This is a genomic window from Bacillus sp. (in: firmicutes) (assembly GCA_017656295.1).
Taxonomy (GTDB): Bacteria; Bacillota; Bacilli; order Bacillales; family JACDOC01; genus JACDOC01.
The window spans coordinates 63,179-76,762 of sequence record JACDOC010000011.1 but is presented as its reverse complement, the minus strand read 5'-3'; the positions used below and the strand labels follow the sequence as shown (position 1 = coordinate 76,762).

Below are 13,584 nucleotides of genomic sequence, written 5' to 3'. Positions count from 1 at the left end.
GAAACAGATAAATGAATTTATTATCAAATAAAGCATAATCTGAGGATACTCTATAGAACCTTACACAAAATTCTTGACGTTACCAGAGACATTGGATTATATCTTTGTTGTTGAGTGTGTTATTATCAATAATAATCGTTGCGATTTTAGGAATGAAATCTTAAGCGAAACTTAAAAGCCGTTAACTTAAACAAATAGTTTATTGGTAAGTACGCTCGAGAAACGGTATGGGTTTCATAGAAAAAAACAAACCGCCTTTTTATTCAAGATGATTTCGAAATAATAATAGGGACGGACACAATTTTGAAAGTAAATCATGTATAATTAAATCATTATGTTAAAACTTTCGAGGGATAAGCTATGGATTTTATTTTCATTAATCAAAATGTCCTCAATGACCTGTTTTATATTTTAGTGAGTATTTTTGTTTATTATTTTTTAATAGATCATGTTTCTTTGTTTCAGAAATATAGACATTATCGACAGCTTCTGATGGTCGTTTGCTTAAGTGTCCCTCTCATCTTGTGTATGAGATTTCCAATTTATATTGCCCCTAATTGTGTTCACGATTTACGACAACTCCCTTTTATCATTGGTACCCTTAACGGAGGATGGACGGTCGGGCTTCCTTTGTTAATGATTTTATTGATTGTGAGGTTTGTCTTTTACGGGTATAACTATATTACTGTCGTGATTTATATCACAATGTTGATCGTTTGTGCGATATATTCACGTACATATAATCAACTTAACAGGTCACAGAAGCTTGTCATGGCCCCGATGATTACCTTTTTCCTTGCGATTCTCTCAACAATTATTGCCGTTGTTATTTCAGACTTTCAAGTAACCGATACATACATTATTGATTTTATCATTGTTCCTACCATTGCTATTTTATTTCTTATTTATATTATCGAATTGTTAAGTGAAGCAATGATGATGCGTACAAAATTAATAAAGGTTGAGAAAATGGAAATTGTCAGTCAGTTGGCTGCCAGTATCTCGCATGAAGTACGTAATCCATTAACGGTTGTTCAAGGGTTTATGCAGCTTCTTAGATCTCCCAGCTTATCGAAAGAAATAAAAGATCAATATATTCATATTGCGCTTGAAGAATTAAACAGAGCGAAGTTAATCATCGATGATTACTTAACTTTTGCCAAACCAGCACCGGAAAAAATTGAAACAATTGATGTTGACCGAGAATTAAAAAAAGTCGTTGATATCGTTCGGCCATTAGCGAATATGAACTCCATTACCATTTCTTCTGATGTACATTCAGGATGTACGATCGGCAGTATCCAATATTTCCAGCAATGTTTCTTAAACTTAGTCAAAAATGCGGTCGAAGCGATGCCAAATGGCGGTGAACTAACCATTTTATCATACCTTATCGATGATCACATCGTTATAAAAATTAAAGACACCGGTATTGGAATGACACCAGAGCAAATCAGCCGCTACGGCGAACCGTACTTTAGCACGAAAGAAAAAGGAACCGGATTAGGGACAATGGTCGCATTAAAAATTATTCAAACGATGAATGGAACGCTAGAAATTGATAGTGCTGTAAATAAAGGAACGACATTGACGATTACACTTCCTTTGAAAGAAGAGTAAAATTAACGGATTTTCGGATTTATGTTTTTATAAACTGGTAATTGAATTGGAATGACATCCTCGTATATTCGAGGGTGTTTTTTATTTGAAATATATAGGAGAAATGGTCTTGGAAATGAAAAAAGATGGAAATAATAATAATTAATCATTGACAATTCTGAATGTTAAATATATTTTAATCATAAATATGATTTATATTTTTATACCGTTAAAAAAACGTCATAAAAAGTTAGGGGGATGAGGGAAATGATTTTACACGAAATTGAAACATGTTCAAGGGAAGAAATGGAGAAGCTGCAATTACGACGGTTGCAGGAAACGGTTAAGCACGTATATGAGAATGTTCCGTTTTACCAAAGGCAATTTACCCAGCTACAGATAACTCCAGATGATATCTCCTCTCTTGAAGACTTGCAAAGGCTCCCTTTCACCACAAAAAAAGATTTACGTAATCACTACCCATTTGACCTTCTAGCCGTACCGTTAAAAGATTGTGTTCGAATTCACGCCTCAAGTGGAACAAGCGGCAAACCGACAGTTGTTGCTTATACGAAAAACGATATTGACCATTGGTCAGAAGTGGTGGCCCGTGCCATTTCCATCGCCGGTGGAGAGCCGGGACAAATTCTTCATAATGCGTATGGGTACGGTTTATTTACCGGAGGACTTGGTTTGCATTACGGTGGGGAACGACTAGGAATGGTCACCGTACCGATGTCCGGTGGAAATACTGATCGACAAATTATGATGATTGAAGATTTTAAGCCAACAGTTATCTCGTGCACCCCTTCGTATATGTTAAATATAGCAGAACGAATGCGAGAACTTGGTAAAGATCCGAAATCCACATCGATAAACTACGGTATTTTTGGTGCTGAGCCATGGTCAGAAGAAATGCGTCTGACATTAGAAGAACTCTTTGATATAAAAGCGTGTGACATATATGGCTTAAGCGAGGTCATTGGACCAGGGGTTGCTATGGAATGCCATGAAGTACAAGACGGTCTCCATATCGCAGAAGATCATTTCTTAGTCGAAGTTGTTAATCCGAATACGCTCGAACCAGTCCCTGAAGGAGAAGAAGGAGAATTAGTTTTTACTAGCTTAACAAAAGAAGCGTTTCCAGTGATTCGATATCGAACAGGTGACATTGCTTCGATCACAAGAGAACCATGTCAATGCGGCCGGACGACCACAAGAATGTCACGCGTCAAAGGTAGAGTAGATGATATGTTAATTATTCGTGGCGTCAATGTGTTTCCTTCTGAGATTGAACAATATTTATTGACGGTGGAAGAGTTGGCTCCGCATTATCAAATTCATTTGGTTCGTAAAGGAAGTTTAGACGCCGTCCAGTTACAAGTAGAGGTGAACGAACCGTTTTTTGCAGCAATTAATGGCAATTTACAGGATGAGCGTGTCCATCAATTGAAAAAAAATATTCAACATCTATTAAAAACCTATTGTTTCATATCGATTGATGTGAACGTTCATGAACCAAAGTCGATCCCACGTTCACAAGGAAAAGCGATCCGAGTAGTCGATCTACGAAATCAACTAAAAGTAAACCAATAAATTTTGAATTATCTAAATATTTATTATTGATATACTTGTTACGTTATTTTATAATTACGTTAAATAAACGTTATATAAAATGGAGTTGATGAAATTGACATTGACAGTGTCATTTGATCGGTTATCAAACGATGAAAAGAATGAGCGGTTTATGGAAAGGATTCAAGCGGGAGAAAAAATTGAAGCGGACGATTGGATGCCAGACGATTATCGAATGGCCTTAATTAAGCTAATTTCCATGCATGCCATCAGCGAAATAATGGGAGCGCTTCCAGAAAAAGAATGGGTTCCGAAAGCTCCGTCTTTACGAAGAAAGTTAGGTATTATGGCGAAAGTTCAGGACGAAATGGGCCATGGCCAGCTTCTACTTCGGGTGGCAGAGGATTTAATGAGACCGCTTGGAAAAAATCGAGAAGATCTTATGCAAGATTTATTTAAAGGAGATTTGAAGTTTCATAACGTGTTCCATATGCCAGCACCTACTTGGGGAGATGCGGGATTAATTGGATGGCTCGTCGATGGAGCTGCTATCATTACCCAAACGAATATGCTTGATGCTTCCTATGGTCCGTATGCGCGAGCGCTAAAACGTATATGTGCAGAAGAAGTATTTCATGCACAGCATGGGGAATCAATTATTTTGGCCCTTGCTGAAGGTACGGAAAAACAACGAGCGATGCTCCAAGATGCTTTGAACCGTTGGTGGGAGGCGTTGCTTATGTTTTTTGGTCCTGAAAGCGCTTCAACTACCGGAACATCCAAGCAAGACATCACGATTAAATACCGAATTCGCACAAAAACCAATGAAGAATTGCGGCAAGACTTTTTTACGAAATATGTTCCTCGAATTTTAGCGCTTGGGTTAAAACTTCCGGATGAGACGATGTATTTTGACCAAGAACAAGGTAAATGGGTTTATCAGCAGCCAGATTGGAGTAAATTTAAGGAAATTATTCGAAACAATGGTCCAAAATCGAAAGAACGTCTCCGCTTAAGAGAAATATCTTTTAAACATAACGCTTGGGTACGGGAAGCGTTAAGTCAAAAACAAGTAGCGATGTAATATGAAGGGAGGGGATCGTTTTGAAACGTACGGATGATTTTTATCAAGTGTTTGAAGTATTTAGCCGAAAAAGAGATACCGCTCCGCTTCAGCATCAATTTAGCTTACTTGCTCCCAATCATGACATTGCTTTAATTATGGCCCAAGAAAATTTTATGCGACGCGAACCAGTATCCGACATTTGGGTGGTGAAGCGTTCGGATATTCGTCAAATGTCTCGGGAAGAAAAAGTAGCCTTACAACGGTTAGATAACAAAGATTACCGTACAACGAAAGGATATGGATATTTAAAGAAAAAATGGCGCCAATACGAACAAGAAATACTAGATGAGAAAGAGATTCTCTCATGGAAGGGCGAGATTAAGCGATGAAAGTGAATACGGCACAAGAGTTAAATCAATACCCAGATTTTAAAGCAACACTGATTGAATTACTTTTTCAACTAGCGGATGATGATTTTATCATTGCCTATCGAGGTTCAGAATGGCTTGGATTAGCTCCACATATCGAAGAAGACGTCGCTTTTTCCTCCATTAGTCAAGATATGATGGGGCATGCGGCTATGTTTTATCAGCTTCTTGAGGAAATCGGTGTTGGAACTGCAGATGAGTTAGCTCACGGACGAAAATCATCGGAGCGTAGGAATGCGATTTTGCTTGAAGAAGTAAATGGACCTGGACATTACTTAGAAGAACCGTATTACGACTGGGCATTTGCGGTTGTAAGAAATTATTTTTACACACAAGCCAAAAAGGTACGGATGGAATCGTTAAAAAAATGCTCGTATGTCCCCCTTCAAGAAGTAGCTGTCAAAGTAGAAATGGAACTTTATTATCATCTATTGCATTGGAAAACATGGTTTATCCAGCTTGTGAATGCCAATGGAGAAGCACGTGAACGAATGAAAAAGGCAATTCAAAAAGTGTTTGATGATTTTGCTGGAGTTTTGACGCTTGGTGATCAAGGAAGCAAAATGGTCGAATTTGGGTTGATTGACAGTGAAGAAGTATTAACTCACCGGTGGATTCAGCAGATGCAACCAATTTTTGAACAGACGAAGCTAAATTTACCGCCTAACTTTGGAATGAAGCGTGGAAACGGACGAAATGGTGTGCATACATCTGATTTAGATACAGCGATTGCCACGCTATCAGAAGTATATCATTTAGATTCACAAGCAACCTGGTAATCTTGGAAACTTACAGCGAAAGAAGGGTGTCTATGACTTCTATTAAACAGAAAGTTTATGAATTGCTGGACACCGTGCAAGACCCTGAAATCGATTCGGTTAGCATTGTCGATTTAGGAATGGTTGAAGACGTAACTGTGAATGATCACGAAGTTATAATCAAACTCCTTCCGACATTTATTGGTTGTCCAGCACTTGATATTATTCGGAATAATGTTGAAAATGCTGTCATAAATATAGACGGGATTTGTCATTGCACCGTTGAATTTATATACCATCCTCCATGGACATCGGACCGTATTACCGATCGGGGCCGTGAGCGGTTGAAGGAATTCGGAATCGCTCCTCCACCGAAGCAAAGGGGACCAAATGGTGAATGGTATGTCGACTGTCCCTATTGCGGTTCCACTTATACGACATTGGAAAACTTATTCGGTCCAACTGCCTGTCGAAGCATTTTATATTGCAAGCAATGTAAAAATCCATTTGAAGCTTTAAAACCAGTTTCTACATTTAATTAAAAGGCTATGTTAAATGTCAATGTTGATTTTTAGCAAGTGATTCACACGGCGGCGACTCCAGCGGGAACAAGAAGCCGCAAGACCGTTACTTGAGCGTAGCGAGGGGAAGCGGCTTGCCCGCGGAAAGCGTCCGCCACAAGCGAAATACAAATTGCCATTAGCACATCGATGAATGAAATAACAGTAAAAGTTATCCACAGAAATTTTAGGTTAGAGCCAATTAAAAAGAAAAGGAGAAGATACCATGGTAAAAATGATTGCTCTTTACAAACAGCCAAAAGATAAGGAGAAATTTGATGAACATTATTTCAACACACACGCACCAATTACAGCGAAAATCCCAGGGCTTCGCAAAATGGAAGTAACGAAAATCGTTGGTACACCAATGGGTGGTGAAAGTGACTATTACCTTTTATGTGAAATGTATTATGACAGCCATGAAGCATTAAGGGAAGCGATGAAAACAAGTGAAGCAAAGGCTTCTGGAAAAGACTTAATGTCATTTGCAGGAGATTTAGTGACATTAATGATTGGTGAGGAAGTAGAAAATGAGTGAGTTTCAGTATATCCACACAAAAGTAGAAGAAAAAGTTGCGCTCATTGAGTTAAATCGTCCCAACGTTTTAAACGCACTCAATCGTTCAATGGTGACAGAAATTCTCACGGCGATGGAGACATTGGATCGAAGTGATGAGGTAAGTGTGATCGTCTTAACGGGACGCGGACGTGCATTTGCTGCCGGTGCAGATATAGATGAAATGGCGAATGACACTTCCATTTCGTTAGAGTTATTGAACCAATTTGCAGAATGGGACCGCATGTCTCTCATTAAAAAACCAATCATTGGTGCTGTCCATGGATTTGCCTTAGGAGGCGGCTTTGAACTTGCGCTTTGTTGCGATGTGTTGTTTGCATCTGAAACTGCCGAGTTCGGATTCCCAGAAGTTAATCTTGGGGTCATGCCAGGGGCAGGTGGAACACAGCGATTGACAAAACTGATTGGTAAAACGAGAGCGCTTGAATGGCTTTGGACAGGTGAACGAATGTCAGCGAAAAAAGCGTATGAATATGGCATTGTCAATCGAGTGGTCGCCCCTGAACTTTTATTAGAAGAAACAATAAAATTTGCAAAAAAACTAGTTCTTCAGCCTCCTTTATCCCTTCGTCTAATCAAAGAGGCTGTACATAAAGCCGTTGACTATCCTCTGTATGAAGGGATGCAATTTGAACGAAAGAACTTCTACTTGCTGTTCTCTTCAGAGGATCAAAAGGAAGGCATGAAAGCATTTATAGAAAAACGAAAACCTAACTTTCAAGGAAAGTAAAGGGGGGACAGCTCAATTGTACGAAACAATCCTTTTTGAAGTTCAAAATGGTGTGGCCTACTTAACGCTCAACCGTCCAGATAAGTTAAATGCATTTACTGAGCAAATGAACAAAGAAATCACGAAAGCCATTAAGGATGCAAACCATGATGAATCAGTGCGTTGTCTGGTGATCACGGGAGCTGGAAGAGCCTTTTGTTCAGGGGAAGACCTCGGAAGTGTGAATGAGGGGCTTGATCACGGTGAAGTCCTTCGCAAGCGATATATGCCGATGATGAAACAGTTATATCGTATCGAAAAACCGACGATTGCCGCTGTTAATGGTGTGGCTGCTGGAGCCGGTATGAGCCTTGCACTAGCATGTGATTTTCGCCTTGCGTCAGAAAAAGCAAGCTTCATAGAAGCGTTTATTCATGTAGGACTAATACCGGATGCAGGAAATCTGTATTATTTACCGCGCTTAGTTGGGCATGCCAAAGCTCTTGAGCTTGCGGTGTTTGGTGAAAAAGTAACCGCAAAGGAAGCGAAAGAGTTGGGACTTGTTACAAAAATCATTTCAACCGAAACATGGAATGAAGAAGTTCGTTCATTTGCGGAAAAGCTTGCTCAAATGCCGACAAAAGCAATTGGATTGATTAAACGAGCTTTAAGTGAAAGCTGGCATTTATCGTTTGACGAGTATCTGGAAAAAGAAGCGTATGGACAACGGATTGCAGGACTTACGCACGACCACCGAGAAGGAGTTCGTGCGTTTTTTGAAAAGCGAAAGGCTTTATTTCTAGGTAAATAAAGAAAAAGGAGTGTCTGTTAATGGCCACTGTAAAAGATCAAAAAATGGAAAAGCTTGAAATGAAGCGAGAGATGTATCATCTGATTATAAACGGCGAGCGTGTGGAGTCTTCCTCTGGTGATACGTATGTCACGATAAATCCGGCAACGGGAGAACCTGTCGCTAAAGTGGCAAAAGGAACAAAAGAAGATGTAGAGCGGGCGGTACAAGCGGCCAGAGCTGCTTTTAATTATGGAAAATGGAGACGTTTCCCTGTAAATAAACGAGCTCGAGTGTTAAACAAAATTGCCTCAATTATGCGTTCCCGTTTTATTGAACTAGTAGAATTAGAGATTTTAGACACAGGAAAGTCCTTAACGGCAGCTCAAGGACAAGTCATGCAAGCGATTGAAGATTTTGAGTTTTATGCAAGTGCGATTGTCAGTCACCGTGGGGCGGTGAATCCTATGCCGGGGGCGTTTCATAACTTTACGGAAAAGGAACCTGTCGGTGTATGTGCCCAAATTATTCCATGGAACTATCCATTAATGATGGCAGCGTGGAAAATTGCCCCAGCGATTGCAGTTGGCTGCTCCGTTGTCGTGAAACCTGCTTCTCTTACTCCGTTGACGTGTATTGTCCTTGCAGAAATTTGTCATGAAGCAGGTGTACCAGAAGGGGTGGTCAATGTCGTTACTGGTTCGGGTTCTGAGGTCGGAAATTATTTAGTTGAACATTCGCTTGTTGATAAAGTCGCATTTACCGGATCCACTCCAGTTGGCAAAAATATTATGGAAAAAGCGTCATCAACGTTAAAGCGTGTAACCCTCGAACTTGGCGGGAAATCTCCAAACATTATTTTCGAAGATGCGGACCTTGATGCAGCGGTAGATGGTTCATTGTTTGGTATTTTTTACAATACCGGTCAGTCGTGTGAAGCGCGTTCCCGTTTGTACGTGCATGAGAACATTTATGATCAATTTTTAGAAAAGTTTGTAGAAAAGACAAAAAAATTAAAGCTTGGTAATCCGTTTGAAGAAAGCACGCATGTCGGTGCCATTATTAGCCGCGAGCAGCTTGATGTTATTGACAGTTATGTCAAGTCAGCTGTTGAAGATGGTGCGACCATTGTAACAGGCGGAAAAGAAGCGAAGGTGGAAGGGTTTGAAAACGGTTACTGGTATGAACCAACCATTATTACGGATGTAAACCAAAACATGAAAGTCGTTAAAGAAGAAATTTTTGGGCCTGTCGTTGTTGTGATGAAATTTTGCGATGAAAAAGAAGTGATTAAGCTAGCGAACGACAGTCAGTATGGGCTAGGTTCAGCGATTTGGACAAAAGACCACGGACGGGCTCTTCGTGTCGCTTAACAAATTCAAGCGGGCATCGTCATGATTAACAGTCCATTCTCAGCGTTCCCTGGAACACCATTTGGTGGCTATAAGCAATCGGGGTTCGGCCGAGAGCTATGCATTGAAACGCTTGACTTGTATACAGAGACAAAAAGCATCATTTCTTATTATGGAAGCCGTCCGCTCAATCCATTTGGCTTGTAAACAGTTTCATACGAGCACTTTCATCTGCGGATGGGTGCTCGTATTTCTTTATAAATCATTTAAAAGCATGACAAATCATACAGAAGAGTTAAAAAACAGTCGTGAACAAGGGGGAGTAGTACATGATTAAAAATATCGTGGTGATTGGGTCCGGCGTCATGGGAAGGGGAATCGCCTATGTCAGCACGGTTGGAGGATTTCATACAACACTGGTAGATATTAAAGAGGAACAGTTATCAAGTGCCAAACAGGAAATTACGAAGATCTTCGAAAAAGGCGTGGCACGAGGGAAAATGACCGAAGCGTTGCGAACAGAAGCCGAGAGCCGACTTCTTTATACAACTGATATAGTACAAGCGGCAAAAGAAGCCGACTTAATCATTGAAGCCGTACCCGAAAAATTAGAAATTAAGAAAAACGTTTTTGAAACAATCGACAAACATGCAAAAGAGGATTGTTATTTTGCGACGAATACATCCACGATGAGTCCAACTGAAATTGCTTCTTTTACGAACCGTCCGGAGAAAGTAATTGCGATGCACTTTTTTAACCCCGTTCATAAAATGAAGCTTGTGGAAATTATTCGTGGTTTAGAGACAAGTGATGAAACAGCGGAAGTCATTCAACAAGTGGCTGAACAAATGGGAAAAGAAACAGTCGTTGTAAATGAATTTCCAGGGTTTGTCACAAGTCGAATTAGCGCATTAGTCGGAAATGAGGCGTTTTATATGTTACAAGAAGGCATTGGAACACCGGAAGAAATCGATAAAGCGATCAAGCTTGGCTTAAACTATCCGATGGGTCCATTTGAACTAGCAGACCTGGTTGGACTGGATACTCGTTTGAACAACTTAAAATATTTACATGAAAAATTAGGGGAAAAGTATCGGCCAGCTCCACTATTAGAGCAATATGTAAAAGCCGGACGCCTCGGTCGCAAAACCGGAAGAGGTGTGTACGATTATACGAACAAAAACGATTAAGTAAATAGGACATTGAGTACAGAAAGGGATGGGAGAATAAGATGCGGGAAGTAGTGATTGTTGATGCGGTACGAACACCGATTGGAAGATATAAAGGGGCACTGAAAGATGTTCGTCCGGATGATTTAGGGGCAGTTGTCATAAAAAAGTTAATCGAACGTAATCCAAACGTTCCTGTAAAGCAAATTGAGGAAGTGGTTCTCGGGAACGCCAATCAAGCCGGAGAAGACAATCGTAATGTGGCCAGAATGTCAGCGCTTTTAGCAGGATTACCGGTAGAAGTGGCGGGCACGACGATTAACCGCTTATGCGGGTCTGGTCTCGATGCAGTGAACTATGCCGCACGTTTGATTATGACAGGTGAGGCCGACATCGTCATCGCCGGGGGAACGGAAAGCATGACACGAGCACCATATGTCATGGCAAAACCGAGCGATGATTTTCCTCGTGGAAACATGGAAATGTATGATACAACAATCGGTTGGCGTTTCATTAATCCTAAGCTAAAAGAAATGTATGGAACCGATAGCATGCCGGAAACCGCGGAAAATGTGGCGAAAAGATATGGTATTTCAAGGGAAGAGCAAGATCAATTTGCATATGAAAGCCAAATGAAGGCCAAACGGGCGCTGGAACAAAATCGTTTTTCTGAAGAATTAGTTGCTGTTAGTTTTCACGACCGCAAAGGAAACCTTATCGTCGTTGATAAAGACGAACATCCTCGCCCGAATACTACGATGGAAAAACTCTCTAAACTGCCCCCATTGTTTGAAAACGGTACAGTAACAGCAGGAAACGCGTCTGGTATTAACGACGGGGCATCCGCTTTGCTTCTCATGAGCGTCGAAAAAGCAAAAGAACTTAGGATGATACCGTTAGTGAAATATAAAACGTCGGCGGTCGCTGGGTTAGAGCCAGCGGTAATGGGCCTTGGTCCGATCTATGCGACTCAAAAAGCGTTAAAACGTGCCGATTTATCGATTACTGACATCGGTTTAGTGGAACTCAATGAAGCTTTTGCATCACAATGCATTGCCTGTATAAAGCAGCTGGAGTTTAATCCAGAAATTGTAAACGTAAACGGTGGAGCCATTGCCTTTGGTCATCCTTTAGGAGCTAGCGGTGCCCGTATTTTAACAACCCTAATTTATGAAATGAAAAAACGAAACGTCCAATATGGGCTCGCAACGATGTGTATTGGCGTCGGACAAGGAATTGCAACAATCGTTGAAAATTGGGAACACCAGTAAGAACGTTAAGCGGGCATTTAATCTCAGGCAGTAATGGACTGGCTCAAGAGATGATTGTATATGAGTCAGTCTTTTCTATTGTTCACCGTATAACATCATAATAGTTTTCTGTGATGTAAAAATTCGACATTATTTGACATTTTTTCAAGTGTTCGTCTTGTATCTGATATAAAAATTTGCTACTATAATAATCTGAAAATTTATTTTAGTCGGTAAAAGGGTGTCAAACATGAGTATGAACACAAGATCTATGATTTTTACAATATATGGAGATTATATTCGACATTATGGTAATCAAATATGGATAGGAAGTTTAATACGCCTCCTTAAAGAATTTGGACATAACGACCAAGCGGTACGCGCAGCTATCTCTCGAATGAGCAAACAAGGATGGGTACAGGCAGAAAAAAGAGGAAATAAGAGTTACTATTCACTGACTGAACGTGGGGTAAAACGTATAGAGGAAGCAGCCAAACGGATTTATAAATTACACCCTGAAAAATGGGATGGAAAATGGCGAATTCTTATCTATACCATACCGGAAGAAAAACGTAATTTGCGTGACGAATTGCGTAAAGAATTAGTTTGGAGTGGTTTTGGGACAATTTCCAATAGCTGTTGGATTTCACCAAATAATTTGGAAAAGCAAGTGTATGATTTAATTGAAAAATACGATATTGAACCATATGTTGATTTTTTTATTGCACAATATGATGGTCCGCATCAAAATACTCAGCTGGTGGAGAAATGCTGGGACTTAGAGGCGATCAACGAGAAGTATGAAGAATTTATTTCCATTTACAGTCAAAAATTTATTATTGATAAAAATAAAATTCAACGGGGCGAAATGTCAGATGCTGAGTGCTTTGTCGAACGGACAAAGCTCGTTCATGAATATCGAAAGTTTTTATTTGTTGATCCTGGACTTCCTGAAGAACTACTTCCAAACAAATGGATGGGTAGCCATGCCGCATCACTGTTTAGTGAATATTACAAAGAATTAGCTAAACCGGCAAGCCGTTTTTTTGAAGAGGTATTTACGGACGGAAACGAGCTGGAAAAAAAGGACGAAGATTATAACGTTTTCGATCATCCACTTATTATTGAATAGAGAGCACTGTCTAAAATAGGCAGTGCTCTTTTGCTTCAAACGAATTCGAACCGTTTATTTCTTTCCTAACTGTTGCAGATATTCTTTTCCTTTTTGGACATACGAATCTATTGAAAGCTGGATTAACGCTAAATCTTTTTCCGTCATTTCACGGACAACTTGTCCTGGAGACCCTACGACGAGTGAGCGTGGAGGGATCTTTTTGCCTGGTGGTATTAGCGTATTGGCCCCAATGATACATTCTTCACCGATTTCGGCCCCATCTAAAATAGTTGAACCCATACCAATGATCGTTCGTTTCCGAATGGTACATCCATGTAAAATGACGTTATGGCCTACGGTTACCTCGTCTTCAATCAATAAAGGATATCCTTCATACAAATGGCAAGTTGAATTGTCTTGGATGCTGCATCGATCCCCAATGACGATCGGAGCTTCATCTCCACGGATGACCGCGTTAAACCAAATCGTCGATTCCTTTCCGATCGTCACATCACCAATAATATGTGCTCCTGGAGCGATAAAAACGGTATCATCGATTTTTGGTGTTTTCCCATTATACGTATAAATCATTCCCATCCCCCTAAAATTGTGTTAATTTTATGATAAGTATAATATA

At 40.1% G+C, this 13,584-nt stretch carries 13 protein-coding genes and 1 pseudogene; 13 read left to right on the top strand and 1 reads right to left on the bottom strand.

What is annotated here, in order from left to right; translation table 11 throughout:
• Positions 1-360 precede the first annotated feature (360 nt).
• The 13 genes and pseudogenes from H0Z31_10480 (at position 361) to paaX (ending at position 12,965) form a co-directional block, all read left to right on the top strand.
• Positions 361-1,620 carry a sensor histidine kinase gene (locus tag H0Z31_10480; GenBank protein ID MBO8177866.1) on the top strand — a complete coding sequence of 420 codons (1,260 nt, stop codon included), beginning with the start codon at positions 361-363 and terminating at the stop codon, positions 1,618-1,620.
• 246 nt (positions 1,621-1,866) lie between these two features.
• Positions 1,867-3,195, top strand: coding sequence for a phenylacetate--CoA ligase (paaF, locus tag H0Z31_10475; GenBank protein MBO8177865.1), 1,329 nt, complete (start codon positions 1,867-1,869; stop codon positions 3,193-3,195).
• 88 nt (positions 3,196-3,283) lie between these two features.
• Positions 3,284-4,258, top strand: a complete 975-nt coding sequence (gene paaG, locus H0Z31_10470) for a 1,2-phenylacetyl-CoA epoxidase subunit A (protein MBO8177864.1) — start codon at positions 3,284-3,286, stop codon at positions 4,256-4,258.
• A gap of 20 nt (positions 4,259-4,278) precedes the next feature.
• Positions 4,279-4,629 (top strand): 1,2-phenylacetyl-CoA epoxidase subunit B, encoded by a 351-nt coding sequence (paaH, locus tag H0Z31_10465; protein ID MBO8177863.1) that lies wholly within the window; start codon positions 4,279-4,281, stop codon positions 4,627-4,629.
• The gene (gene paaC / locus H0Z31_10460; protein MBO8177862.1) at positions 4,626-5,447 is read left to right on the top strand and encodes a phenylacetate-CoA oxygenase subunit PaaC; all 822 of its coding nucleotides are present in this window, start codon (positions 4,626-4,628) and stop codon (positions 5,445-5,447) included. Before paaH ends, paaC begins: the two co-directional genes overlap by 4 nt.
• 32 nt (positions 5,448-5,479) lie before the next feature.
• The gene (gene paaJ, locus H0Z31_10455; protein ID MBO8177861.1) at positions 5,480-5,968 is read left to right on the top strand and encodes a phenylacetate-CoA oxygenase subunit PaaJ; all 489 of its coding nucleotides are present in this window, start codon (positions 5,480-5,482) and stop codon (positions 5,966-5,968) included.
• Positions 5,969-6,212: 244 nt separating this feature from the next.
• Complete coding sequence (locus tag H0Z31_10450) at positions 6,213-6,524, top strand: EthD family reductase (protein MBO8177860.1); 312 nt, start codon at positions 6,213-6,215, stop codon at positions 6,522-6,524.
• A complete protein-coding gene (locus H0Z31_10445; protein ID MBO8177859.1) occupies positions 6,517-7,293 on the top strand; it encodes an enoyl-CoA hydratase/isomerase family protein in 777 nt (258 codons plus the stop codon). The genes H0Z31_10450 and H0Z31_10445 overlap by 8 nt, the downstream gene beginning before the upstream one ends.
• Positions 7,294-7,309: 16 nt before the next feature.
• Positions 7,310-8,083, top strand: coding sequence for an enoyl-CoA hydratase/isomerase family protein (locus H0Z31_10440; GenBank protein ID MBO8177858.1), 774 nt, complete (start codon positions 7,310-7,312; stop codon positions 8,081-8,083).
• A gap of 20 nt (positions 8,084-8,103) precedes the next feature.
• Positions 8,104-9,621 (top strand): annotated as a pseudogene (locus H0Z31_10435) (aldehyde dehydrogenase).
• A gap of 122 nt (positions 9,622-9,743) precedes the next feature.
• The gene (locus H0Z31_10430) at positions 9,744-10,604 is read left to right on the top strand and encodes a 3-hydroxyacyl-CoA dehydrogenase (GenBank protein ID MBO8177857.1); all 861 of its coding nucleotides are present in this window, start codon (positions 9,744-9,746) and stop codon (positions 10,602-10,604) included.
• Between the two features lie 41 nt (positions 10,605-10,645).
• Positions 10,646-11,854: an acetyl-CoA C-acetyltransferase gene (locus H0Z31_10425; protein ID MBO8177856.1), complete on the top strand. Its 1,209-nt coding sequence runs from the start codon at positions 10,646-10,648 to the stop codon at positions 11,852-11,854.
• 235 nt (positions 11,855-12,089) lie between these two features.
• A complete protein-coding gene (gene paaX, locus H0Z31_10420; GenBank protein ID MBO8177855.1) occupies positions 12,090-12,965 on the top strand; it encodes a phenylacetic acid degradation operon negative regulatory protein PaaX in 876 nt (291 codons plus the stop codon).
• 54 nt (positions 12,966-13,019) lie between these two features.
• Here the strand turns inward: paaX and H0Z31_10415 are convergent, their stop codons facing one another.
• On the bottom strand, positions 13,020-13,538 hold the full coding sequence (locus H0Z31_10415) for a gamma carbonic anhydrase family protein (protein MBO8177854.1): 519 nt from the start codon (positions 13,536-13,538) through the stop codon (positions 13,020-13,022).
• Between the last annotated feature and the right edge of the window lie 46 nt (positions 13,539-13,584).

Bases quoted from the DNA above. Each gene is read 5' to 3' on its own strand.
- H0Z31_10480 (MBO8177866.1), top strand. From the start codon at position 361: ATGGATTTTATTTTCATTAATCAAAATGTCCTCAATGACCTGTTTTAT.
- paaF (MBO8177865.1), top strand. From the start codon at position 1,867: ATGATTTTACACGAAATTGAAACATGTTCAAGGGAAGAAATGGAGAAG.
- paaG (MBO8177864.1), top strand. From the start codon at position 3,284: ATGAAATTGACATTGACAGTGTCATTTGATCGGTTATCAAACGATGAA.
- paaC (MBO8177862.1), top strand. From the start codon at position 4,626: ATGAAAGTGAATACGGCACAAGAGTTAAATCAATACCCAGATTTTAAA.
- paaJ (MBO8177861.1), top strand. From the start codon at position 5,480: ATGACTTCTATTAAACAGAAAGTTTATGAATTGCTGGACACCGTGCAA.
- H0Z31_10450 (MBO8177860.1), top strand. From the start codon at position 6,213: ATGGTAAAAATGATTGCTCTTTACAAACAGCCAAAAGATAAGGAGAAA.
- H0Z31_10445 (MBO8177859.1), top strand. From the start codon at position 6,517: ATGAGTGAGTTTCAGTATATCCACACAAAAGTAGAAGAAAAAGTTGCG.
- H0Z31_10430 (MBO8177857.1), top strand. From the start codon at position 9,744: ATGATTAAAAATATCGTGGTGATTGGGTCCGGCGTCATGGGAAGGGGA.
- H0Z31_10425 (MBO8177856.1), top strand. From the start codon at position 10,646: ATGCGGGAAGTAGTGATTGTTGATGCGGTACGAACACCGATTGGAAGA.
- paaX (MBO8177855.1), top strand. From the start codon at position 12,090: ATGAACACAAGATCTATGATTTTTACAATATATGGAGATTATATTCGA.
- H0Z31_10415 (MBO8177854.1), bottom strand. From the start codon at position 13,538: ATGATTTATACGTATAATGGGAAAACACCAAAAATCGATGATACCGTT.